This window comes from Rhodococcus sp. T9N (assembly GCF_024436645.1).
GTDB classification, from domain to species: Bacteria; Actinomycetota; Actinomycetes; order Mycobacteriales; family Mycobacteriaceae; genus Rhodococcus_F; species Rhodococcus_F qingshengii.
On sequence record NZ_JAMSKS010000001.1, the window covers coordinates 41,491 to 64,967 of the forward strand.

20 protein-coding genes are annotated in these 23,477 nt (G+C 62.2%); 13 read left to right on the forward strand and 7 right to left on the reverse strand.

Going from position 1 to position 23,477, the window contains the following annotated elements:
• Positions 1 to 2: 2 nt before the first annotated feature.
• The 5 genes from M1L53_RS00250 to catA form a co-directional block, all read right to left on the reverse strand.
• Positions 3 to 1,466 carry a benzaldehyde dehydrogenase gene (locus M1L53_RS00250; RefSeq protein WP_054188493.1) on the reverse strand — a complete coding sequence of 488 codons (1,464 nt, stop codon included), beginning with the start codon at positions 1,464 to 1,466 and terminating at the stop codon, positions 3 to 5.
• Between the two features lie 154 nt (positions 1,467 to 1,620).
• Complete coding sequence (locus M1L53_RS00255; protein WP_039973112.1) at positions 1,621 to 2,568, reverse strand: helix-turn-helix domain-containing protein; 948 nt, start codon at positions 2,566 to 2,568, stop codon at positions 1,621 to 1,623.
• A 6-nt stretch (positions 2,569 to 2,574) separates the two neighbouring features.
• Complete coding sequence (catC, locus tag M1L53_RS00260) at positions 2,575 to 2,856, reverse strand: muconolactone Delta-isomerase (protein WP_003940264.1); 282 nt, start codon at positions 2,854 to 2,856, stop codon at positions 2,575 to 2,577.
• Between the two features lie 13 nt (positions 2,857 to 2,869).
• A complete protein-coding gene (locus M1L53_RS00265; RefSeq protein WP_054188468.1) occupies positions 2,870 to 3,991 on the reverse strand; it encodes a muconate/chloromuconate family cycloisomerase in 1,122 nt (373 codons plus the stop codon).
• Between the two features lie 29 nt (positions 3,992 to 4,020).
• Positions 4,021 to 4,860: a catechol 1,2-dioxygenase gene (catA, locus tag M1L53_RS00270; RefSeq protein WP_054188469.1), complete on the reverse strand. Its 840-nt coding sequence runs from the start codon at positions 4,858 to 4,860 to the stop codon at positions 4,021 to 4,023.
• 199 nt (positions 4,861 to 5,059) lie between these two features.
• Here catA and M1L53_RS00275 point away from each other — a divergent pair, with 199 nt between their 5' ends.
• A complete protein-coding gene (locus tag M1L53_RS00275) occupies positions 5,060 to 5,830 on the forward strand; it encodes an IclR family transcriptional regulator (RefSeq protein WP_003939932.1) in 771 nt (256 codons plus the stop codon).
• On the opposite strand, the gene M1L53_RS00280 is transcribed toward M1L53_RS00275, so the two are convergent.
• On the reverse strand, positions 5,827 to 6,765 hold the full coding sequence (locus M1L53_RS00280; protein WP_054188470.1) for an AraC family transcriptional regulator: 939 nt from the start codon (positions 6,763 to 6,765) through the stop codon (positions 5,827 to 5,829). The two genes, M1L53_RS00275 and M1L53_RS00280, sit on opposite strands and share 4 nt — an antisense overlap.
• Before the next feature lie 273 nt (positions 6,766 to 7,038).
• On the opposite strand from M1L53_RS00280, the gene M1L53_RS00285 reads away from it, so the two are divergent.
• The 11 genes from M1L53_RS00285 to M1L53_RS00335 all read left to right on the forward strand — a co-directional run bounded on the left by M1L53_RS00285 (position 7,039) and on the right by M1L53_RS00335 (position 21,776).
• Complete coding sequence (locus M1L53_RS00285; protein ID WP_007729773.1) at positions 7,039 to 7,608, forward strand: flavin reductase family protein; 570 nt, start codon at positions 7,039 to 7,041, stop codon at positions 7,606 to 7,608.
• A gap of 11 nt (positions 7,609 to 7,619) precedes the next feature.
• Positions 7,620 to 9,248 carry a 4-hydroxyphenylacetate 3-hydroxylase family protein gene (locus tag M1L53_RS00290; RefSeq protein ID WP_054188471.1) on the forward strand — a complete coding sequence of 543 codons (1,629 nt, stop codon included), beginning with the start codon at positions 7,620 to 7,622 and terminating at the stop codon, positions 9,246 to 9,248.
• 260 nt (positions 9,249 to 9,508) lie between these two features.
• Positions 9,509 to 10,906: a benzoate 1,2-dioxygenase large subunit gene (gene benA, locus M1L53_RS00295; protein WP_042447174.1), complete on the forward strand. Its 1,398-nt coding sequence runs from the start codon at positions 9,509 to 9,511 to the stop codon at positions 10,904 to 10,906.
• An 11-nt stretch (positions 10,907 to 10,917) separates the two neighbouring features.
• Positions 10,918 to 11,427, forward strand: a complete 510-nt coding sequence (gene benB / locus M1L53_RS00300) for a benzoate 1,2-dioxygenase small subunit (RefSeq protein WP_003939939.1) — start codon at positions 10,918 to 10,920, stop codon at positions 11,425 to 11,427.
• Between the two features lie 31 nt (positions 11,428 to 11,458).
• A complete protein-coding gene (benC, locus tag M1L53_RS00305) occupies positions 11,459 to 13,012 on the forward strand; it encodes a benzoate 1,2-dioxygenase electron transfer component BenC (RefSeq protein WP_054188472.1) in 1,554 nt (517 codons plus the stop codon).
• Positions 13,009 to 13,791 carry a 1,6-dihydroxycyclohexa-2,4-diene-1-carboxylate dehydrogenase gene (locus M1L53_RS00310; protein WP_007729779.1) on the forward strand — a complete coding sequence of 261 codons (783 nt, stop codon included), beginning with the start codon at positions 13,009 to 13,011 and terminating at the stop codon, positions 13,789 to 13,791. Before benC ends, M1L53_RS00310 begins: the two co-directional genes overlap by 4 nt.
• Positions 13,792 to 13,835: 44 nt before the next feature.
• Entirely contained in the window at positions 13,836 to 15,221 is a 1,386-nt protein-coding gene (locus tag M1L53_RS00315; RefSeq protein WP_007729781.1) for an aromatic acid/H+ symport family MFS transporter, read from the forward strand.
• Positions 15,218 to 17,920 carry a helix-turn-helix transcriptional regulator gene (locus M1L53_RS00320; RefSeq protein ID WP_054188473.1) on the forward strand — a complete coding sequence of 901 codons (2,703 nt, stop codon included), beginning with the start codon at positions 15,218 to 15,220 and terminating at the stop codon, positions 17,918 to 17,920. The genes M1L53_RS00315 and M1L53_RS00320 overlap by 4 nt, the downstream gene beginning before the upstream one ends.
• Positions 17,921 to 17,924: 4 nt before the next feature.
• On the forward strand, positions 17,925 to 19,169 hold the full coding sequence (locus M1L53_RS00325) for a benzoate/H(+) symporter BenE family transporter (RefSeq protein WP_054188474.1): 1,245 nt from the start codon (positions 17,925 to 17,927) through the stop codon (positions 19,167 to 19,169).
• Positions 19,170 to 19,231: 62 nt separating this feature from the next.
• A complete protein-coding gene (gene aztD, locus M1L53_RS00330) occupies positions 19,232 to 20,479 on the forward strand; it encodes a zinc metallochaperone AztD (RefSeq protein ID WP_054188475.1) in 1,248 nt (415 codons plus the stop codon).
• A 763-nt stretch (positions 20,480 to 21,242) separates the two neighbouring features.
• A complete protein-coding gene (locus M1L53_RS00335; RefSeq protein WP_007729791.1) occupies positions 21,243 to 21,776 on the forward strand; it encodes a GNAT family N-acetyltransferase in 534 nt (177 codons plus the stop codon).
• Positions 21,777 to 21,864: 88 nt separating this feature from the next.
• Here the strand turns inward: M1L53_RS00335 and M1L53_RS00340 are convergent, their stop codons facing one another.
• Positions 21,865 to 22,332, reverse strand: coding sequence for a VOC family protein (locus tag M1L53_RS00340; protein ID WP_007729793.1), 468 nt, complete (start codon positions 22,330 to 22,332; stop codon positions 21,865 to 21,867).
• A 102-nt stretch (positions 22,333 to 22,434) separates the two neighbouring features.
• On the opposite strand from M1L53_RS00340, the gene M1L53_RS00345 reads away from it, so the two are divergent.
• Complete coding sequence (locus M1L53_RS00345; RefSeq protein WP_054188476.1) at positions 22,435 to 23,409, forward strand: YafY family protein; 975 nt, start codon at positions 22,435 to 22,437, stop codon at positions 23,407 to 23,409.
• Positions 23,410 to 23,477: the final 68 nt, after the last annotated feature.

The following is a 23,477-nucleotide window of genomic DNA, read 5'->3' on the forward strand; positions in this document are numbered from 1 at the left end:
CTTCAGAAGGGGAAGGTCTGCGCCGCTGGCCGGCTGGTTCGCCACTGCCAGGTGGTGAATTCGTCCCAACTGCTTTGAGTTCCGAATCTCGCGCCGTTTCCGGAGGCACCCGTGCCACCGAATGGTGCATAGGCATCGTTGTTCAAAGTCTGATCGTTGATGTGCACGATGCCGGTACGCAGTCGGTCCGCGATCCGCTCGCCGCGTTCAACCGATCCTGTTTGAATGGCAGCAACCAGACCGTATTCGCTGTCATTGGCCGACCTGACTGCCTCGTCTTCGTCCTTGACGATCACGACGGGCGCCACGGGCCCGAAGATTTCTTCACGGAACGCGGGCATGTCCGAGGTGACTCCGGCCAGGACGGTCGGCTGATAGAAGAGCCCTTCGTATGTTCCACCGGCGCGGATTTCGGCGCCGGCCGCCTTGGTGCCCTGGACGATTCGATCGACGTTCGCAATCTGCCGCGCGTTGATGAGCGGTCCGAGAGCGACGTCGCCTGTATTGGGATCCCCGACCGGCAGGACCGCTGCGCGCTTGGCCAGCAGGTCCAGGTACTGATCGGCGACCGATTCCAACACGATGTGGCGGCCTGCGGTCATGCAGACCTGCCCCTGATGCAGGAACGAACCCCACGCGCCCGCCGAGCTCGCGGCATCCAGGTCTGCGTCGTCGAGGACGATCAGCGCATTGTTCCCACCCAGTTCCAGCGAGACACGCTTGAGCGTGCGACCGGCAGTTGCCCCGACCTGACGGCCGACGGCGGTCGAACCCGTGAAGGACACCATCGCGATGCTCGGGCTCTCGCACAATGCCTGACCAGGTTCCGCGTCACCGGCGAGCACATGCAGGAGGCCTTCGGGAAGACCTGCGGACGTGAACAATTCCGCGATGACCGCACCCCCGCTGATCGCGGTTTGAACATCCGGCTTGAGAACGACGCCATTTCCGAGCGCCAAGGCGGGGGCGACAGCGCGCATGGCGAGGAGAAGCGGGAAATTCCACGGGCTGATCACGCCGACCACACCCAGGGGCACCCGGCGAGCGATGCTCGTGCGCCCCTCCTGGCTGGCGGGCAGAAGGTGCCCGAACGGCTGTGTCGGCAGTGCCGAGGCTTCCCACAGTTCGGAGATGACAAGATCAACTTCGAATGCGGCTTTCCCTGGTACGGAACCACCTTCACGGATCAACCAGCGCTCCACCTCGGCTCGCTCGGCTTCCAAAATCTGCGCTGCCTTACGGATCACCGAAGCGCGAGCCTGCCCGATCGTCGCCGCCCACGCCGGCTGCGCGGCCGACGCGATGTGTGCCGCTCGATCGATATCCGCAGCAGTCGCCGTGCCGATCACACCGAGCACCTCGCCGGTAGCCGGTTCGAGCGACTCGACGGAGTCACCGCCTCCGTCGATCCATTGGCCGTCGAAAATCTTTCCGTGCCATTGCTGATGAGCGAGCAGATTCGTCATGCGTTCCTCGATTCGTAGCTTTCGCTGCGGTCCTCGCTGTTCGTGGACCTGAGCTCTTCGCGAGCCTGAAAAAGCGATCTGAAACACACTCTGCCCCGGTATTCGGGCTCCCAGTTGTCGTGATCGGACACGTTTGTTGTTCGGATGCGACAGATCAGTGACGTTCGCGGGCGTTCGGATCAGGCGAGTTACGTACTTCCGACGGCGCCGCACCGAATTCCGCTTTGAACGCACGCGAAAACGCTGGTGCGTCATGGAAACACCATCGTGCGGCCAGGATGGAGATCGAATGACCCCGCAGTGAGACGTCGGTGAGATCGCGGCGTACGCGAATCAACCGTTCGCGGCGAATGAGCGCACTGAGGGTCAGATCCCCGTCACCGAAGTGACGCTGAACGGTTCGCGGCGACAGGTGCAACGCACCGGCGATCGACGCGACCGAGAGGTCTGGTGAGTCGAGATTCCGAAGCGCATATCGCAAGATCTCTTCTCGCGTCGCACGTCCGGGTGTCGCGGGCGCAGATCCTTGCATCAGAACTGCCGAAGCGAGATTGACTCCAGCATCTCCGAGAAGCCCGGCTGCGCTGCCGTCGACCTGGGATGCAACAGCGCCCGAGATGAAATTTTCCAGCAATGCACCGGACCCACGCCGACCGTCGTGGGTGCGCTCGAGCGCGCAATTCAGTTCTCGCTCGGTCAGACTCACCGCACTGCGCGGTAGGGTCATGACGGTACACGACCAGTGACCGTCGAAACGCAGCGCGTACGAATGCTCGACGTCGTAGAGAATCATCGCGCCGGGCGGGGCCGTCAACTCGCGGTCCGATTGGCGCAGTATCGCGCTCCCGGTTCGGACCGTGCAGATCTTGAGCAGATCACTACCGTGTCGCTTTGCTGCGCGTGCGCTCCGCCGCAGTATCTGCGGTGAACCGGAGATGTCGAAAGCGCCTACGTCCCCGAGACTTACACCGCTGACCGTACCGACAGGCGCGGCATCGACGGAACTCTCGGGGCACAGGCCACCGAAGGTCTCCGACATCTCGCAGTGCCACTGCTGCACAGATTCCGGCAGGCTCGGAGGCGTGGCAGACACGGCAGACACGGCGGGCTACTTGATCGAAGATCCGTGCTGCGTCAACGGCATGACCTCGATGGTCATGTACGGGAACAGGGGCAGGTTCCAGAGAATCTCATGGAGTTCGTCAGCCGACTCGACATCGAAGATGCTGATGTTGCTGAACTGTCCCACAATTCGCCACAGATGCACCCACTTTCCCTGTCGCTGAAGGTCTTGCGAGTACGCCTTCTCCGTTGCGACGGTATCGGCGCGTACTTCCGGATCCAGGTCGCGCGGAATATCGACGTCCATCCGAACGTGAAAGAGTGCCATGTTCTTCTATCCTCTAGTTCCTGGTCCAGGTCTTGACGGCGTCCATGTTCAGTTCGACTCCCAGGCCAGGTCCGGCGGGGAGGTGCAACTGACCCTCGGAATACTTCAGGGGTTCCTGAAGCAACTCTTCGCTGAAGAGCAGTGGGCCGAAAAGTTCTGTTCCGAAGTTGATTCCGGGCTCGGCGCACGCGAAGTGCAACGAAGCGGCGGTGCCGATCGGGCCTTCGATGGACGTCGCACCGTGGCACGCGATACCGGCGGCCTTGGCAATCGCGACGATGTCGCGGCTGCGCTGGAGGCCACCACATTTGGTGGTCTTGAGGGCGATGACATCGGCGGCGCTCCGGCGCGCGATTTCCAGAGCGTCGTGTGGGGTCTGCACACTCTCGTCGGCCATGATCGGAATCGGTAGAAGCCTACTGAGTTCGGCGAGGACCTCGATTTGGTCTGCCGGAGTGGGTTGTTCGATCAGTTCGACTCCACCCTCGGCGAGTTGTGGCAAGTACCGCAGGGCAGTGAAGCGATCCCACCGTGCGTTGACGTCGACACGGACTCCGGCGTAGCCGTCCAGCGCCTGCGCGATGTTGACGATGCGCGCGACGTCGACTGCTGGATCGAGTGCTCCCATCTTGAGTTTGAAGCTGAAATTGAGCCGGGATTCGAGCTTTTCGTGAGCTTCCTCGATGATCTCGTCCGCCGGCGCAGCACCCAGTGCCCACGTGACGTCGACACTCTCGCGGAAAGCCCCGCCGAGGAGCGTGTGCACGGGGACTCCCAGGCTACGCGCCCAGGCGTCGTGCAACGCCACGTCGACGGCGGCCTTCGCGAATCGTGCATTGGCAACAACTTTTTCGATGTCGGCCATGATCGCGGTGATGTGATCCACGCGCCTGCCGACCACCACGGGAGCGATGTACTTCTCGATGATGACCTGCATCGTCTCCACCGATTCGCCACCCCACCATGGCCCGCCCGGAACGACTCCTTCGCCGTATCCGATCACCCCGTCGGAGGTGCGAATCGCGACCAGCAACAACGGCTGCGCCGTCATCGACGTGGTGGCGAACTTGTGGGGGCGAACCAGCGGAACGTCGAGGATGGTCGTCTCGATGGAGACGATCGACAGGTCTGTCATCAAATCACTTTCTTCAGAGCAGTTGTGGATCAGGCCGGATCGAGCACGAAGTCGTATGTGACCCGGTTGGTTCCGTCGGCACCTGGCTTCGGATCGAGAATCAGTTCGGGCTTCGTCGCCGTTGCCACGTCGTTCTCGATCCACTCTCCATCCTTGAAATAGAGCTGGGTGGTGATGGTGCGCTTACCGGGAGCCTTCACCATGAGGTGCAGGTGAGCCGGACGCCACGGGTGCCAGCCGGCCTTCTCGATGAACCAGCCGGTGGGGCCGTCGGTCGGGATCTGGTACGGCGCAGGCTGAATCGTGGTGATCTCGAAGCGTCCCTCGTCGTCGGCGACGATCGTTCCGCGGAGGTTGCCGTCGGGGATGTGCGGCGCGAAATGGGAGTAGTAGCCCTCGTCGTCCGCGTGCCAGAGTTCGACGGTTGCACCGCCCAACCCCTTGCCGTCGAGATCGCGAACCTGGCCCTCGAAGACCAGCTTCGATCCAACCTCGTTGTCACGCATCGGAAGTTCACACTTGGCAGGCAACGTCTTGGCATCGGCAACGTAGTACGGGCCCTCGATGCTTCCCTTGGTGCCGTGCTGGCCGCGGTACGCGACCTCCTCGACGTTGTGCTCGAGGAAGACGTCCAGCCACAGGGGCCACTCGCCGAACTGGCTGATGTCGATGAGCCACTGCTTGAGGACGCGGTACTCGGGGTAGGTGATGCCGTGCTTGTCGATGACGCCTGCGAGTGCCTCGAGCACGTCCTTGGCGATGGCCGAGACGCGTTCGGGCGGGGTGTCCGCGCTGACTCGTTCCTGGAGGAACTTGTCGGTGGCGGCAGTACCCGAACCTACTGCGGTGGGGCTCTCGGAAGTGGTCATGTGGTCCTCCTCGGGGCCGTATGTGGCTGTTACCGGGTGGGTGCCGTACTGCTGGGCTGCGTCGGCTCCCCAAGTTTGGGTTGTACGCTCTGCGTACAACTGTTACGCTGTGCGTACGCTTGTACTGTGCGCCCAGTCACAAGGTTTGTCAACCTTCGAAGGCGCCGATCGGGCATACCCGCAGATGAAAGGCCATTCCGTGAGCGAGAACGATCGCGATTACATCCAGAGCATCGAGCGTGGATTTGCTGTGCTGACGGCCTTCGACGAGAAGAACCCCAACCCGTCGCTCGCCGATCTTGCCGCCGAAACGGGTCTCTCCCGCCCAGCGGTCCGGCGCATCCTCCTCACGCTGCAGAAGCTCGGATACGTCACCGGCAACAACAGTCGGTGGTCGCTCACCCCACGCGTTCTGAGCATCGGGCAGCACTTCTCGGCATCACATGCCTTGACGGAGGCGGCGCTCCCTCGTCTGTTGGAGATCGCAGAACACACCCACGAGTCGGCGTCGCTCGGGGTGCTCGACGGTGTCGACGTGGTCTACGCCGCGCGTGTACCCGTCCGGCGGATCATGAGCATCAACGTCAGCGTCGGCACCCGAGTGCCTGCATATGCCACCTCCATGGGTCGAGCCCTGCTAGCTTGGGCGCCAACCGAAATCGTCGACAACGTCATCGCGAACTCCACGTTCGACGCCCTCACACCCACCACGATCACCGACGAAGGCGCATTCCATACCGCCCTCCGGGTGGTGCGCGAGCAGGGATACGCGCTCACATCGGAGGAACTGGAAGACGGCCTGATTTCCCTCGCTGCTCCCGTCCGCGACGCCGGTGGAAGCGTCGTCGGAGTGACAGCGTGTTCGACCTCGGCCGGACGAACATCCCCGGAAGCTTTCCGCGCCGACGTCGCGCCTTTCCTCGTCGAAAAGGCGAACCAACTCAGCGCGGACATGGGGTACCGAAGCTAGCGCCTCAACACCTCGGAAGGCAGCAATCCGTACTTACGCCGAAAGGACGACGCGAACCGTCCGGTGTGCGTGAAACCCCATCTCACAGCGACATCGGTGACCGTCGTCGAGTCGTCGGCATCCACCAGATCTGCATGGACCCGCTCGAGACGGATGTCGAGCAGGCATTCCGACGGACTCCGGCCCACGTACTGCCGAAATCCCTCCTGCAATCTCCGTACGCTGACGCCCGCCACCTCCGCCATCTCGGCTGCGGTCCACACGCGGGCCGGGTCGTCGTGCATCTCGTCGAGCACCCGCTTGACGATGCGTGGCCTGGCGTGTCGCACCGCGTCCTCGCTTTCGGGCATTGCGGCAAGGACGAATGCCGTGACCACGGCGCCGGAGAGCTGACCTGCCACCAGTTCGTTGTGCAGCACGCCGACCGGGCCGAGTATCTGATCCGACAGTGAGCGAACAAATTTCAGCCATCTGGCTCCGTCGTCGCCCCGAAGATCCACCTGATCAGGCAAGTGCATTCCGGGTCGACCGAGAACCTTTTCCATCTCACGGTCGAGGTACTGACGGTCCATCCGGACTCCGACGATCTCGCAGTCCGCACTCCACCGCGTGATTCTCGTCGTGATGTCGGGTGGACATACCGTCGCAACACCCTGCGTCGAGAGCACGTGCGAGCCCGCGAACACCGACTCGAGCTCGCCCGAGAGCGGGATGTTCACCCCATAGGCACCGGGATGATCGGATTCGACGGCGACGTCAGCTCCCCACCGAATATGAGCGATCCTCAGCGGTCCCAACTCGGCGGTGCACACCCCGACTCCACTGGCCGCATGCCGAGACAACGGCGTCAGCGTGTGCGGAAAGTAGGCGTCCGAAACCGCATGACACGCCTCGTCCCAGTCGCGGGGAGCTGTACCGATCATGGAGTCGACCATCGTCCTTCTTCACCTTCCAAACCCGTGACCAGCCACATTGCCGAGCAAGGGCGCTGAACATCATTGAACACTGTGTCCCCGGTCACTTCCAAGAGAAAACGGGTACGGGCCGCGATCGGGTGCGCAATCCGGATAGCCACCGCGCTGTACGGATCGACCGAAGCCTGCGCCCGCCGTACGTTCGTCTTCACTCCCGGCGCGAGTCGCCCACTACTTCCCTCCCGCACTTCGCGGCACTCTCACTCAACCGCCATCCGACAAGGAGGTCCGGTCATGGAACAAAATCAGCTTCGAGGAATCTTCGGTCAATTCGCGAGCGGCGTCACCGTCATCACCTGTACCAATGCCGACGGTCAACCACACGGAGCCACGGTCACCGCATTCACGGCCATTTCCCTGGAACCACGGCTGTGCCAGATCACGATGACTCGCAAGTCCAAGGCGTGCGGCTACCTCGGCAACGCGCCGTTTGCGGTCAACATCCTTGCCTCCGACCAAGTGGACACGGCCATGCATTTTGCCGGCCGACCGCAGCGCACCGAACCGAGGTGGATCGACGGACCGACCGCTCCCCTGCTCGACGGCGCCGCAGCAACCATCTCGTGCGTCCCGTGGAGGGAGTACGACGGCGGTGACCACATCATCTTCATCGGCGAGATCGTCGACGCTCAGTCGAGTGGCAAGGATCCGCTTCTGTTCTACCGAAGCACTTTTCACGATCTAGGCGCTACCTCGTCGACCACAGTCTGGAACGGAAGTCAGGACGACCCACACAGCGGCTGGTTCGACGCCACCACTTCGTTCACCCCGATTCATCTTCAGCCCGCACCCCAAACGATCTGAAAGGCTTTGCCATGACGACCACCGAAATTCCTCCCACCGGCGTCGATCCCGCAGATTCCGGAGCGCCACAGGTCAATCCGGCCGCCGATTGCGAAGCCAACCGCACGAAGAACTTCGCCACCCGACCGATGACCGGTGACGAGTACATCTCGAGCCTGCAGGACGGTCGCGAGATCTGGCTTCACGGTGATCGCGTCAAGGACGTCACGTCACACCCCGCGTTCCGGAATCCGATCCGCATGACCGCGAGGCTGTACGACGCTCTGCATACGGGCGAGCACGTGGACGCCTTGACCGTTCCGACGGACACGGGCAACGGCGGTGTCACCATGCCGTTCTTCCGCACTCCGACGTCCTCGGCCGATCTGCTCAAGGAACGCGATGCCATAGCGACGTGGGCTCGTATGACCTACGGCTGGATGGGCCGTTCCCCCGACTACAAGGCGAGTTTCCTGGGCACCCTCCACGCCAACAAGGAGTTGTACGCACCGTTCCAGGACAACGCCGAACGCTGGTACCGCGAATCGCAGGAGAAGGTTCTGTACTGGAACCACGCGATCATCAATCCCCCGGTGGATCGCCAACTTCCACCGGACGAGGTCGGTGACGTCTTCATGAAGGTGGAGAAGGAAACCGACGCAGGTTTGATCGTCAGCGGCGCCAAAGTGGTCGCCACCGGATCGGCGATCACGAACTACAACTTCATCGCTCACTACGGTCTGCCGATCAAGAAGAAGCAGTTCGCCCTGATCTGCACGGTACCGATGGACGCGCCGGGTGTGAAGCTGATCTGCCGCACCTCGTACACCGAACATGCTGCGGTGATGGGCAGTCCGTTCGATTATCCGCTGTCGAGTCGCATGGACGAGAACGACACCATCTTCGTCTTCGACAAGGTGTTGGTTCCGTGGGAAAACGTCTTCATGTACGGCGACGTCGACCGGATCAACGCATTCTTCCCTCAATCGGGCTTCCTGCCGCGCTTCACCTTTCAGGGCTGCACTCGCCTGGCCGTCAAGCTCGACTTCATCGCCGGACTGTTGATGAAGGCACTCGAAGCCACCGGCGCCGGCGGCTTCCGCGGAGTCCAGACCCGTGTCGGTGAGGTGATCGGGTGGCGAAACCTCTTCTGGTCGTTGACCGAATCGATGGCACGCGATCCCGAAAAGTGGGTCGGCGATTCGGTGATCCCGAAGCTCGAGTACGGCCTCACCTATCGAATGTTCATGATTCAGGGGTACCCGCGGATCAAGGAGATCATCGAACAGGACGTCGCGTCGGGCTTGATCTACCTGCCTTCGAGTTCACTCGACTTCAAGAGCCCGGACGTGCGTCCGTACCTCGACAAGTACGTTCGCGGTTCCGACGGCATCACCGCCGTCGACCGCGTGAAAGTCATGAAGGCGCTGTGGGATTCGATCGGGACCGAGTTCGGCGGCCGACACGAACTCTACGAGCGCAACTACTCCGGCAATCACGAGAACGTCAAAGCGGAACTGCTGTTCGCAGCCCAGAATCGTGGACACGCAAGTTCCATGAAGGGACTGGCCGAGCAATGCCTGAGTGAATACGACCTCGACGGCTGGACGGTCCCTGACCTCATCGGCAACGACGACGTCTCGTTCTTCAAGAACCGGTAACCCCCGCGGCAGGTAGGGCGGACTCGCGATGTCGAGTCCGCCCTGGTCGTCGTCTTCAGCAGGCATGGCCCATCAGCAGAATTCGACGAACACTGCACCCTTGGTCAGGACTAGGCAATTGCCTAGTGTGACCCGAGACACACGATGTCAAGGTGAATTCAGTACCGGACGCAGCCCCGTCCGGAAAGCGGGTCCCACCGATTTGGTCCGACAGCCCTCGGCTTTCTCGGTAGGCGCCCACTCTTATCTGGAGGACACCCATGACGGATATGTTGGATGCTGCCCGCGGCACCGACCAGTTCGCGAACATCCGCGCCGCCCTCGACGACGCGCTCGTCGAGGACCCGGAGACCGGCCGCTACCAGGTGCGGCGCAGCGTCTTCACGGACGAGCAACTGTTCGAACTCGAGATGACGCACATCTTCGAAGGCAATTGGATCTACCTCGCGCACGAGAGCCAGATCCCGAACGTCGGCGACTACTTCACCACCTACATGGGCCGTCAGCCCATCGTGATCACCCGCAACAAGGACGGCGAATTGGGTGCGCTGATCAACGCATGCAGCCACCGCGGTGCGATGCTCTGTCGCCGTAAGACCGACAACCGAACCACCTTCACCTGCCCGTTCCACGGCTGGACCTTCAACAACAGCGGAAAACTCCTCAAGGCCAAGGACGCTCGCACCGGTGGCTATCCGGAGCAGTTCAACAAAGACGGCTCACACGACCTGACCAGGGTGGCGCGGTTCGAGAACTATCGCGGCTTCCTCTTCGGCAGCCTCAACCCCGACGTGCTGCCACTCGAAGAGCACCTCGGTGACACCACGAAGGTCATCGACATGATCGTCGATCAGTCACCTGACGGACTCGAAGTTCTGCGCGGTGCATCCACCTACACCTACGACGGCAACTGGAAGCTGCAGACCGAGAACGGTGCCGACGGCTACCACGTGTCTTCGACGCACTGGAACTACGCCGCTACCACCGCTCGCCGCACCGCCGGTGAATCGTCCAACGAGACCAAAGCCATGGACGCCGGCACCTGGGGGAAGCAGGGCGGTGGATACTTCTCCTACGACTACGGCCACCTCCTGCTCTGGATGTGGTGGGGCAATCCCGAGGACCGTCCCCTGTTCGAACGCAAGGCGGAGCTGGAAGCTCAGTTCGGTTCCAAGAAGGCCGAATTCATGGTCGGTGCGTCGAGAAACCTCTGCCTGTATCCGAACGTCTACCTCATGGATCAGTTCAGCAGCCAGATCCGGCACTTCCGTCCGATCTCCGTGGACCAGACCGAAGTCACCATCTACTGCATCGCGCCCAAGGGAGAGAGCGCCGAAGCGCGCAGCAACCGCATCCGTCAGTACGAGGACTTCTTCAATGCCAGCGGTATGGCCACCCCGGACGATCTCGAAGAGTTCCGTTCCTGCCAGAAGACCTACCAGGCAGCCGGCGCCCCGTGGAACGACCTCAGCCGTGGCGTCACACACCAGATTCCCGGTCCGAACGACGTCGCGAAGGATCTCGGCATGAATCGCGTGCTCTCGAGCGGAGCCAAGACCGAGGACGAAGGCTTGTATCCCATTCAGCACGGGTACTGGCGCGACGCCATGCTTGCGGCCGTAGATGCCGAGCAAGCCGCTTCCAACCGGACCATCTGAGGACGATCACCATGACTGTCACCACCACCAATGCCGTCGCCCTCGAAACAGTGCAGCAGTTTCTCTACCGTGAGGCTCGCTATCTGGACGATCGCGAGTTCGAGAAGTGGATCGAGTGCTACCACCCCGATTCCGAGTACTGGATGCCCGCATGGGCGGACGACGGCGAGCTGACCACGGACCCGGCCGCAGAGATCTCCCTGATCTACTACCCGAATCGCGGCGGTATCGAGGACCGCGTGTTCCGAATCAGGACTGACCGTTCCAGCGCGACAAGCCTTCCCGAGCCCCGCACCGGTCACAACATCACCAACGTGGAAGTGATCGAAGAACGCGGCTTCGTCGTCGACGTCCGCTTCAATTGGTTCACGCTGTACTTCCGCTACAACACAGTCGACACCTACTTCGGCACCTCGCACTACACGATCGACTTCTCGGGCGAGCAGCCGTTGATCATGAAGAAGAAGGTAGTCCTCAAGAACGACTACATCCATCACGTGGTCGACATCTACCACTTCTGACACGACTTCCCTTCGAATCGAGCTGTTTCCCATGAGCATTCAAGCTGCGCCGACCTTTCAAGTAGCCCTGAGTTTCGAAGACGGCATCACCCGCTTCGTCGAATGCAACACCGACGAGACCGTCGCGGACGCGTCGTACCGCGCACGAATCAACATTCCGCTCGACTGCCGCGACGGAGCATGTGGCACCTGCAAATCACTCTGTGAGTCAGGTACTTTCGACGCCGGCGACTACATCGAGGAGGCCCTGACGGACGACGAGGCCGAGCAGGGATACTGCCTTCCGTGCCAGATGGTGCCGGAATCTGATCTCGTGCTGCAGATTCCCACCACGTCGGCGGTCGCCAAGACCACTGCCGGTTCGTACACGTCCACCATCACCGAGATCATTCGCCATTCGGATTCCACGGTGGGTTTCACCGTCGCAGTCGACAACCGCGCAGATCTGGTCTTCCTCCCCGGTCAGTACGTGAACATCCTCGTTCCCGGAACCGAAGCGACGCGGTCGTACTCGTTCAGCTCCGGCCCTGAGGTCGCGTCGGCGTCGTTCCTGGTCAAGATCACCCCGGGTGGTCTGATGTCCGAGTATCTCAGTCAGCGTGCGCAGGTAGGCGACACTCTCGAATTGACCGGACCGATGGGTAGCTTCTTCCTCCGGTCAGGTCAACGGAGAGCCCTACTGCTTGCCGGTGGAACCGGCTTGGCCCCGCTGCTCTCCATACTGGAGAAGATGCGTACCGAAAGCTCCACTCGGCCCGTCCATCTGGTCTACGGCGTCAGCTCCGACACCGATCTCGTCGAACTCGACAAACTGCACGACTACGCGAAGTCTCTACCCCAGTTCACCTTCGACTACTGCGTATCCGATCCCGACAGCACAGCACCGAACAAGGGCTATGTCACGGGCTTGATCGAGCCCGATCACCTCGACGACGGCAACGTAGACGTCTACCTGTGCGGCCCGCCGCCGATGGTCGAAGCCGTACGTCTGCACTTCAAGGACGTATCGATCACACCCACGAACTTCTACTTCGAAAAGTTCAACAATGCGGCAGCACCGGCTGATTCACCGGCAGCCTCGGCCGAAGAATCAGCTGCCGGCACGTACGAGATCGGTGAAGAACATCTGCCGGTCACGGAGTCGGACGCACAGTTCGACGCTCGGATGGCCCTCGAACTCGGAGCAATGGAACTCACGATCGGCCGCCTCACTCCGGCACAGTTGACGGAGTACCGCATTCTGGCGGAGAACTCGGCTGCTTCCATCGACCGCGATCACTTCACGGACGCAGCGGCATTCACCGAAACCAATGCCCTGTTCCACGACTTCCTCTTCCGCTGCACCGGAAACGAAGTGCTGCTGCAGGCATACCACCGTCTCGAGGTCACACAACTGATGAACCGAGTGCTCCGCACCGCCGATTGGGTGGACGAACATGTCGCGGAGGATCACTCACGTATCGTGAGTGCATTCGAGCAGAATGATCGCGCCGCGGCCCGTGATCTGATCGTCCAGCACAGCGAACACGCCAAGTCGACGATGCACCGCGCCATCACCGACGCTCGGGAAAGTGTGGCGTCGTGAGCACGAGATTCTTCGCCGGCCGGTTCGACGACCGGGTCGTGGTCGTCACCGGAGCGGCTCAGGGGATCGGGCGCAGCGTTGCCGAAAGAGTTTCCGCAGAAGGTGGTTCCGTCGCGCTTGTGGATCGAGCTGAACTGGTTCACGACATCGCGACACCGCTGGAGCGTTCCCATTCGGTGACCGCGGACCTCGAGACGTTCGAAGGTGCCCAGAATGCAATAGATTCCGCATTGGAGCGCTTCGGACGCATCGACGTCCTGATCAACAACGTCGGTGGGACCATCTGGGCCAAACCCTACGAGCACTACACGCCGCAGCAGATACAAGCCGAGGTCACACGATCACTGTTCCCCACGCTCTGGACGTGTCGCGCCGTACTGCCCCATCTGATCGAGCAGGCGAGCGGCACCATCGTCAACGTCTCCTCGGTCGCCACCCGCGGTGTCAACCGTGTTCCTTACGCGGCGGCCAAGGGCGGGGTCAGCGCGATCACCGCTGCACTGGCGATGGAAGTCGCGCAGTACGGAATACGCGTCGTGGCAACCGCTCCCGGCGGAACCGAGGCGCCACCACGCGTCGTGGCACGCGGGCCGGGTGCCGAGACCGACGAGGAGAAAGCCTGGTACCAGCAGATCGTCGACCAGACCGTCGACTCGTCGCTACTCAAGCGTTACGGCACCCTGGACGAACAGGCTGCTGCTATCACTTTCCTTGCCTCCGAAGAGGCTTCGTATGTCACCGGAACGGTTCTGCCCGTCGCCGGTGGCGACCTCGGCTGAATCCAGCCTCCCCCGATTCCTGATCTCTCGAACGGAGATTCGCCATGTCCTCGATCGAACGTGGTTCCTGGGCCAGTGCCCGCCATCGCTCGTCAGTGTTGTGGGTGGTCACCATCGCCGCCATTGCCATTCTGTTCGACGGATACGACCTGGTCGTGTACGGCACGATCCTGCCCGTACTCATGGACGACCCCAGCCATATCGGCACCTTGACCGCATCTCAGGCCGGCGCGTTGGGTTCGTATGCACTCGTCGGAGTGATGGTCGGCGCACTGACGTGTGGAGCGATCGGCGATCACTTCGGTCGCCGAAAGATGATGCTGGTCAACATCATCTGGTTCTCGGTCGGAATGGCACTGGCAGCGTTCGCCACCAGCATCACCACCTTCGGTCTGCTGCGGTTCTTCACCGGCATCGGTGTCGGTGGGCTTGTCGCCACCGCCGGAGCCATGATTGCCGAGTTCGCGCCGCCGGGACGCCGCAATCTGTTCAACGCCATCGTCTACAGCGGTGTCCCGGCCGGTGGCGTCATGGCTTCCGTCCTGGCGATCGTTCTCCGTGATTCCATCGGATGGCGCGGACTGTTCCTCATCGGCGCCCTGCCATTGGTGTTCCTGTTCCCACTCGCCTGGTTCAAACTGCCCGAGTCTCCCGCGTGGCTGATTGCTCGCGGACGTGTCGAGGAAGCTCGCGCCATTTCCTCGAAAACCGGAATTCCATTGCCTGTCGGTACAGATCGACCCAACGACGCCGTAGCCGAGAAGGTCGGCTTCCGAGCGTTGGCGAGCAGACAATATGTCTGGGGCACCGCGCTTCTCGGCCTCATGAGCTTCGCCGGCCTCCTCCTGACCTACGGACTGAACACCTGGCTGCCCAAGATCATGGAAAACGCGGGATACAACGCGAAGGGTTCGCTCTCGTTCCTGTTGGTACTCAACGGCGGTGCCATCATCGGTGGACTTCTCGCCTCCAAGATCGCAGACGTAACCGGTCCACAGCGGGTTGTCGCAACCACCTTCGGCCTGGCCGCACTCGCCCTGCTCCTGTTCACATTCGGGTTCCCGCTTCCCGTACTCCTCGCCTCCGTTGCCATCGCGGGTGTCGGAACCATCGGTACTCAGGTTCTGATCTACGGATTCGTGTCCAACTACTATTCGACGGCCGCTCGGGCCGCAGGTGTCGCGTGGTGCGCCGGATTCGGACGTCTGGGCGGGATATTCGGGCCACTGATCGGCGGAAGTTTGATCAGCGCCGGAATCAGTTCCGAATCGGCGTTCTACGTCTTCGCCGGCATCGCGGTGCTTGGCGCCATCGTCACCTTCTTCGTGCCGAAGCAAGCACCTGATCTGGGTGCCACTGCACTTCGATCCGATGGAGACCGTGCCGAAAAGGAAACCCGTGGTGAGCCCGGCGTTACGGTAGTCGGGTGACACTTCGTGACCTGTTGCTCGGCCGAGAACGCGAGCTCGCCGTTCTCGGCCGAGCCTTGGCCGCGGCAGAGACAGGAGTGCCGACTCTCGTGCTGGTCGAGGGCGATGCCGGTAGCGGTAAGTCCACTCTCGTCGACCGGTTCGCCGAAATCTCTTCCGCTCATACGCTCCGCCGCGCTCGTGGGCTGGAGTGGGAATCGAACACTGCCTTCGGAGTAATCGAACAACTACTCGAACGTCCGGTTTCCAACTCGGACCCGGTCGCCGTTGCACACGAGATCGTCGACGCAGCGGAGCAACTGACCCTGATCGTCGTCGACGATGCCCATCACAGCGATGTCAGCTCGCTTCAGGCAATCACCTCCGCCCTCCATCGAGGCCGAACGGCACCACTGCTGTTCGTCCTCGTCGCCGAGGAAACGCCGTTCCTGCGCGAGGATGTCAGGCAGATTCTCGACCTGCACTGGTCGACGCGATTGCACATCAGCCCGATCGACGCACCCGTCATCATCGACATCGCGCGCATGCGAAGCGGAATCGACCTCAGCTCCGGCGTCGCGCTTGCCCTTCAGGACTTCACCGCGGGCAACACACTCGACATCGTCTCGCTTCTCGACGAGCTGCCACCTACCTATTGGACCCAGTGGCACCGAACTTTGCCCGTCCCTCGCCATCGTGCAGTATCGATCGCCGCCGCCCTCGCTACGTGTTCGGCGGGAGCACGAACGTTGATCGAAGCCGCAGCAGTTGTCGGGCGCAGCACGACGTTGTCGCATCTTGCTCAGCTAGCCGAAATCGACGACGTGGTCGGCGCCTTGGACAGCGCCTTCGCCAGCGGCCTCCTTTCTGTCCACGAGCAGCACGGCAGCACCGAGGTGTCACTGAGCAGCACGATGGTCACGGCCGCAGTGCGCGGGGCGTTGGGACCCGCGCACTTGCATCTGCTGCACACACGCGCAGCCGAGATCGCTTGGGGAGAAGGTGAACGGCTTTTCCACCTTGCCGCTGCCAGCACCACCCATGACGAGGACCTCGCCGCCGAACTCGTTGCGTACGCATCACTACGAGCATCCGACGGCGCGTGGTCGGAAGTCGCCGACGCCATGGTCACGGCAAGCCGTCTCACCACAGCCCGAACCGAACACGAGGACCGACTGCTCCGCGGAGTCGACGCGCTGACCGGATCGGGTGACATCCCCCGCGCCATGGTCTTCGTGCCGGAGATCGAGAGTATTTCGCGCGGGCCTCTCCGCGACGCCGTCCTCGGCTACCTCGCCATCCATAGAGGGCGACCGACCGAGGCCGCCGATCTTCTGACCAGAGCGTGGGACAGCTGCAGCGTGGATCGTGAGCCAGGCATCGCTGCGATGATCGCCCAACGAATGGTCCTGCATTCTCTGGCTCGGCTCGATGGCACGGCGCTCGTCGAGTGGGTTGACCGCGCAGTCGAATTGGTGGGCCCTTCTGATCCCGCAGCAGTGGAGTCCGAAGCGATCAAGGGTCTCGGGCTCGGTGCTACCGGAAGAACCGAGAATGCGCTCGCGGCATACGCCGAACTCTCCGATCGTGTCCGCCCCGGAGCCCAAGCACAGCGCTTCCAGATGGGACGCGGATGGCTCGAGCTTGCGTTGGACCACCCGGAGTCCGCCAGACGCGACCTCGAAAGCGCGGTGTCCACAGAGTTTTCCAGTGGTTCGGCAAGAATCTCACTGTGGGCACAGGCCTGGCTCGCCCGCACTCAATTCGCTCTCGGCGCTTGGGACGAAGCGCTCTCGACCGTCGAGGGCGCCGGTGCCGAGGTGGATCGGTTCGAGATCGAGATCATCCGGCCGTTGGTCCACTGGTCGGGAGCACAGATTCACGCTCTGCGCGGCAACTGGGAACTGGCCCGTGACCATGTGCGACGTGCGTACGCCGGCATTCACGCCTACGAAATCATGTATGTTCCCGCACTTCTCGCCAGGGCCCAGGTTGCCGAGGCCGCCGCCGACTACGCCGAAGTTCTGGTGGCGCTGGCTCCGCTCACCTCGAGCAAGGCGCAACAATGGCTCGACGAGCCGGGCTTCTGGCCGTGGGTCGATCTCTACGCCAATGCATTGGTCATGGTCGGGCGAGCTGATGATGCCGACGCCTTTCTGCAACCACACGAGCAGACCGCACGACGTCGGGAGCACCGCTCAGCTGCGGCACGTCTCGGCTACGTTCGCGGCCGGATCCACGGCGCACGGGGCGAACTCGACTCGGCAAGAGAAAGTTTCGATGCTGCACTACTCGGCATCGAGACGCTGCCGCTCCCCTACGACCGAGCCCGAATCAATTTTGCCTACGGCCAAACTCTCCGCCGGGCGGGGAAACGCGCGGAGGCCGACGTCGTCCTCCGCGCCGCCCGCGAGCTGTATCACTCGTTGGGCGCCGATACTTACGTCGAGCGCTGCGAGCGCGAACTCCGCGCGGGCGGGTTGAACCTCTCGCGGACGGAGAAGGGAATCACCGACCTGACCCCGCAAGAACGAGCCGTCGCCGACCTTGTCGCAGCGGGCAAGTCCAACAAGGAAGCTGCCGGCGAATTGTTCCTCTCCGTCAAGACCATTCAATATCACCTCACGCGCGCGTACGCGAAACTCGGACTGCGATCACGGAGCGAACTCGCGGCTTTGTTCCGCGACCGAGGGCTTTCGGATCCGCATCAGGAGAACTGAGAACATGCCGGACACTACGACGACCGCGCCCGTTCGCGTCGTCACCGAGCCACTCCCCCAACCGCTCTACGGCCCGAAGCGGGTCTTGCGCGACTTCGGCGGAACGTCCATTGCCAACGGAATCATCGGCATCGTCTTCTCGGCCACCGGGCCGGTGGCGGTCATTCTCGCTGCGGGGTTGGCGGGTGGACTGAGTCAAGCCCAATTGGCCTCTTGGCTTTTCGGTGCCTTCTTCGTCAACGGCATTCTCACCATCACGGCTTCCTGGCTGTACCGGCAGCCGCTGGCCTTCTTCTGGACGATTCCCGGAACCGTTGTCGTCGGAGCGTCGTTGGAGCATCTGCCGTGGGAGCAAGTGCTCGGAGCGTTCTTCGCGACCGGCGCCCTGATCTTGCTGTTGGGATTGACAGGGTGGGTCACACCGATCATGGCCGCATTACCCTTGCCCATCGTAATGGCAATGGTGGCAGGCGTTTTCCTTCATTTCGGAACGGATTTGGTCGAAGCGCCCGCCCACGACGCGGTGATCGCCCTGCCGATGATCGCCACCTTTGTCGCTCTGAGCGTGTTCGCCAAGCTGGGAAGATTCGTTCCGCCCGTTCTCGGCGCGTTGATCGTCGGCGTGGTCGTGATACTCGCGGCCGGAAGATTCAACTCCGCCGGCGACGCGCACGAGTGGCTGGCGCATCCGATGCTGACCACGCCAACCTGGTCTTGGCAGGCGATGATCGAACTGGTTGTACCGCTGGCGATCACAGTCGTCGTCGTGCAGAACGGCCAAGGAATCGCAGTCCTCCGCGCAGCGGGTCATCAACCGCCGATCGGGGCAGCAACGGTTGCCTGCGGTGTGTTCTCTCTCGTGAACGCGGCGGTGGGTTGTGTCTCGACGTGCCTTACCGGGCCGACGAACGCATTGCTCACGGCGTCGGGAGAGCGGACACGCCAATACACCGCCGGAATCTTCTGCGGCTTACTCGCCGTCGTCTTCGGACTGTTCGCCCCGACTTTCGTCGCGATGATGTTGGGAACTCCGACGGCATTCATCGTCACTCTGGGTGGTCTGGCCATGCTCAAGGCCTTACAGGGAGCCTTCGTGACCGCATTCGGCGGGAAATTCACCTTCGGCGCTTTGATCGCGTTCCTCGTGACGATCTCCGACATCGAACTACTCAATATCGGAGCCGCTTTCTGGGGACTCGTCTTCGGGGTCATCGCCTCGCGCATGCTCGAACGAGCCGACTACACATGACATGCGAATATTCGCATACTCGACTTTGACAATCATTTACATTAAGCAGTAGATCTATACCCATGCACCTCAACACCCGCATGTCGCGGCGCCTCACCCTTGCCACATCAGTAGGCCTCTCACTCGCCCTCGTTACGGGTTGCTCGTCCGACAACAAGGACTCCGCCCAGTCCGAAACCACGACCACGACGTCGGCCGCACCAACCGAACAGGCCTCGGCAACACCACGTCTCGCCGTGTCGTACGACGGCGGCGTCCTGGTGCTGGATGCAACTTCCCTCGGCGTGGTCGGCGAGACCGAGATCGACGGCTTCACCCGACTCAACCCGGCCGGCGACGGTCGCCACGTCATGATCTCTGCCGGCGAAGCATTCAAGGTGCTCGACACCGGCACGTGGTCTTCGGCTCACGGTGATCATTCTCATTACTACACAGCCGATCCCGCGATGTCCGAGGTCGAGTTCGCAGCAAACGAGCCCGGACACGTCGTACGCCATGCCGGAAAAACCGTTCTCTTCAACGACGGCTCGGGACTCGTCGAGATCTTCGATCCGGCGCAGTTGGCAAAACGCCAACCCCGCGTCGAGACGTACACCACGCCAGAACCCCATCACGGCGTTGCGGTCGCACTTGCCGACGGCAGCCTGTTGACTACCATCGGAAATTCGGAGTCCCGCAACGGCATTGCCATCCTCGATGCCGACCGCAAGGAAATCCTGCGCAACGAACAGTGCCCCGGTGTCCACGGCGAAGCAGTCGCTGCCGGCGAAGCCATCGTGCTGGGCTGCCAGGACGGGTTGCTCGTGTACAAGAACGGAGCGATCACCAAGGTCCAGAGTCCGGATGCATACGGCCGCATCGGAAATCAGGCAGGCTCGGAGGAGTCGGACATCGTGCTGGGTGATTACAAGACCGACAAGGACGCCGAACTCGAACGTCCGCAACGGGTCTCGCTGACCAACACGACGACGTCCGAACTCAAGCTCGTCGACCTCGGCACCAGCTACACCTTCCGCTCACTCGGCCGCGGACCACACGGAGAGGCACTGGTGCTCGGCACCGACGGCGCCATCCACGTCATCGACCCGAACACCGGCGTCGTCACCAAGAAGATCGCCGTCATAGACGCATGGACCGAGCCCACCAAATGGCAAGAGCCCAGGCCCGCGCTCTTCGTAGAAGATCACACCGCTTACGTCACCGACCCAGCGTCGAAGAAGCTGATCGCAGTCGACCTCGAGGACGGCAGCATCCTGACCGAGACCACTCTCGATCACGCCCCCAACGAATTGACCGGTGTCACCGGCTGATTCCCACCCTCGCTTCGGCCCCCATCTCACACCGAGATGGGGGCCGAAGCCGTTCTCGTCCTTCGCCTACTGACCAGGGAATCTCGATACCCAGGCAATCCTCGAGGTGCTACGAGGCGCACCTCAGAGAATCGAAGCCGTTGTCGCCAGCTCTGCTGGAGCTGAGCGATGAGCAGGACCACGATTGACCGCGGCACAAGTCAGCATGGAATAACTCCGTGTGGAGGTTCGTTGGAGATGGTGTCGGTGTTCGGTTCTTTGCCCCGGGTACCACCCCAGAATTGCCACTTCGAGTGGCCACTTGCCGAGAGGCGCAAGACGGGCACCGACGCGCTGGAGCCGCTGGACACCTGCAGGTGTCCGGCGGCTTCGTCGTGTCCGGGGTCGGACCTCGGTCCGTGACGGTCGAGGTCCACGATGTCGACCGCCGAATCTGCAATAACCGAAAACGCGTGGTTTTCCTACCGGAGGGTGGACACTCGATCATGCGCCAAAGCAGCTATGACCGTCCCTCTGCCGACAGGGCACTCCGATGGCTACTGCTGACATGGGGCCTCGGCAACTCTGTGGTGTGGTGGATCCACCTTTCACGGCGAGGCAGTCGCGCAGTCGAGACGTCACCGATACAGCCGGGCCCGTTCGGGGAGGCCAACTGGCTCGATATGGGAGGTTTCCTCGCATACTCCTCGGCCGCAACCTTGTTGATCATCGCGATTTGGTACGTCGCGGCCCGCAGGTGATCCGCACCGATAGAGTCCATGACATGGACGCCCTTTCACAGTCCGAACGGGAGAATTCGCTAGAGACCGACCGACTGCTTCTGCGACCGTTCCGTGTGCCCGATGCCGTTGTCTTGCGGGAGCTCTGGGGTGAGCGCGATCCTCGTGTCCCACCGCATCGTCGGATCGATTCCGATGGTCGACCCTCCATCGGAGACATCGAGGACCAGATTCGCAGTCGCTCACACCAACCCGGTCTACTGGCGGTGGAGCGTAAAGGATCCCATGACGTCATCGGCTACTGCGGCCTGATCGAGACTGAGCACGGACCTGACGGAGAGCCTGAACTGGCATTCGAATTTCTCCGTAGGGCATGGTGTCAGGGATATGCGACTGAGGCCTCATGGGCGGTAATCCAATGGGCGCAGGCATCAGGCTATCGACGTCTGTGGGCCACGGTCCGTGACTGGAACGGCGCTTCTCGCCGTGTGCTGGAAAAACTCGTATTCGTGGCGACCGACCATGCGGAGCCTCACGAAATCCACGGGGACCTGCTGTTCACGACAAAGGCACTGTGACTGCCTCGGCGACACAGGACTCGATGCCGCAATGACGAAGGTGCTGCGACGCGGTGACTCGGAACGCGCGCCGCAGCACGGGGAGTAGCTAGGCCGGGTTTTCGCCGGCAGCGACGTCGAGGATCCACGTCACCCCGAACGCATCGGTGAGCATGCCGAAACCGGGGCTCCACGCCGCGGCGGCAAGACCCTCGATGATCGATGCACCAGCAGAGAGTTTGGCCCAGTAGTTCTGCACCTCTTCGAGGGTTTCACCGCGAACCGAGACGAAGAACGGTTGGTCAGTGATCGTGGTGCCGTTCTCGCGGTGTGTCGAGCCTGCGTTGCCGGCCGAGCCGCCCGACTGTCCAGGGATGTCGTATGCCATCACACAGAAGCCGTCCTCTGTCTCCACCTGGCCGAACACGACGTTCTCAGCGCCGGGCACCTCCTTGGGCATCCCGAAGTCGCCGTAGGTTGCGATCGTGACCTGGCCACCGAAGACGGACTGGTAGAACTCCAGAGCCGCGCGGGCGTCTCCGCGGAAGTTGAGGTGGGTCGTTGTCTTGATGCTCATGTCTGCTCCTGGTGCGAACGTCGCTCGGGTTTTCCCTGACGACGTCGACTCTCACAGCCGTATAGGACTGTTTTCGTCCTAGACTCGTCGTAGTCTCACCGCATGGCGACCACCACTCGACTCTTGAATCTGCTGTCCCTCTTGCAGACGAGACGCGACTGGCCGGGCGCTCTACTCGCCGAGCGGCTCGACATCAGCCATCGCACGGTCCGCCGCGATATCGACCGGCTCAGGGAGATGGGTTACCGCATTGCGGCGACCATGGGCCCGGACGGCGGATACCGACTCGACGCCGGCAGCGAGCTGCCACCCCTGCTGTTCGACGACGATCAGGTCATCGCACTGGCAGTTGCGCTGCAGGCGGCGACGCTGACCGGCGTCGGTATCGAAGAGGATGCGGTTCGAGCGTTGACCACTGTGCGGCAAGTGATGCCGTCGCGTCTGCGCCATCGCCTCGACGCGCTCAGTTTCACCACGATTTCGGCCGGTTCCGGCGACGCAGACTCCGTGTCCCCTGAGGTGCTCGTAGCGATTTCCGCTGCAGTCCGCGGTCGCGAGGTGTTCCGCTTCGATTACTCGAACGACCACTCAACCGACAACAGCGAAATAACACCCCCGCGCCGAGTGGAGCCGCATCATCTGGTGACCTCCAAGCGTCGCTGGTATCTCGTCGCGTGGGATCTCGCGCGAGACGACTGGCGAATCTTCCGCGCCGATCGCATCACCCCACGCACCCCGAACGGTCCCCGGTTCACGCCGAAGGAAATCCCCGGCGGCGACGTCAGCGAATACGTGTCCGCGCGCTTCAAAGGATCGGAACATATCAACAATTGGCCGTGCCATGGCAAGGTCGTTCTCCATCGACCAGCCAGTTATGTTCTTCCCTTTGTCGGGGAAGGCATCGTCGAAGATCTTGGCCCCGAGCAGTGCAGTCTCGAAGCCGGATCATGGTCTTGGACGGCGCTGGCAGCCTCCTTCAACCGATTCGACACCGACATCGATGTCGTCGGCCCGGCAGAACTTACCCACGCTTTCGCGCAACTCGCCGCCCGCAACGCCGCGACTGCTGAGAGTTAGTCAGTCGTCTCGAATGAGATCCAGGTCTCCAACGCAACCGTGCGCCCGCGGGTTCGTGATAGCTTTCA

What these genes read in the sequence shown, in the direction of transcription:
- M1L53_RS00250 (WP_054188493.1), bottom strand. Translation starts at nt 1,466, where the DNA reads ATGACGAATCTGCTCGCTCATCAGCAATGGCACGGAAAGATTTTCGAC.
- catA (WP_054188469.1), bottom strand. Translation starts at nt 4,860, where the DNA reads ATGACCACTTCCGAGAGCCCCACCGCAGTAGGTTCGGGTACTGCCGCC.
- M1L53_RS00335 (WP_007729791.1), top strand. Translation starts at nt 21,243, where the DNA reads ATGGACGCCCTTTCACAGTCCGAACGGGAGAATTCGCTAGAGACCGAC.
- M1L53_RS00345 (WP_054188476.1), top strand. Translation starts at nt 22,435, where the DNA reads ATGGCGACCACCACTCGACTCTTGAATCTGCTGTCCCTCTTGCAGACG.
- catC (WP_003940264.1), bottom strand. Translation starts at nt 2,856, where the DNA reads ATGGCACTCTTTCACGTTCGGATGGACGTCGATATTCCGCGCGACCTG.
- benA (WP_042447174.1), top strand. Translation starts at nt 9,509, where the DNA reads ATGACGGATATGTTGGATGCTGCCCGCGGCACCGACCAGTTCGCGAAC.
- benB (WP_003939939.1), top strand. Translation starts at nt 10,918, where the DNA reads ATGACTGTCACCACCACCAATGCCGTCGCCCTCGAAACAGTGCAGCAG.
- benC (WP_054188472.1), top strand. Translation starts at nt 11,459, where the DNA reads ATGAGCATTCAAGCTGCGCCGACCTTTCAAGTAGCCCTGAGTTTCGAA.
- M1L53_RS00315 (WP_007729781.1), top strand. Translation starts at nt 13,836, where the DNA reads ATGTCCTCGATCGAACGTGGTTCCTGGGCCAGTGCCCGCCATCGCTCG.
- M1L53_RS00340 (WP_007729793.1), bottom strand. Translation starts at nt 22,332, where the DNA reads ATGAGCATCAAGACAACGACCCACCTCAACTTCCGCGGAGACGCCCGC.
- aztD (WP_054188475.1), top strand. Translation starts at nt 19,232, where the DNA reads ATGCACCTCAACACCCGCATGTCGCGGCGCCTCACCCTTGCCACATCA.
- M1L53_RS00280 (WP_054188470.1), bottom strand. Translation starts at nt 6,765, where the DNA reads ATGGTCGACTCCATGATCGGTACAGCTCCCCGCGACTGGGACGAGGCG.
- M1L53_RS00285 (WP_007729773.1), top strand. Translation starts at nt 7,039, where the DNA reads ATGGAACAAAATCAGCTTCGAGGAATCTTCGGTCAATTCGCGAGCGGC.
- M1L53_RS00290 (WP_054188471.1), top strand. Translation starts at nt 7,620, where the DNA reads ATGACGACCACCGAAATTCCTCCCACCGGCGTCGATCCCGCAGATTCC.
- M1L53_RS00325 (WP_054188474.1), top strand. Translation starts at nt 17,925, where the DNA reads ATGCCGGACACTACGACGACCGCGCCCGTTCGCGTCGTCACCGAGCCA.
- M1L53_RS00265 (WP_054188468.1), bottom strand. Translation starts at nt 3,991, where the DNA reads ATGACAGACCTGTCGATCGTCTCCATCGAGACGACCATCCTCGACGTT.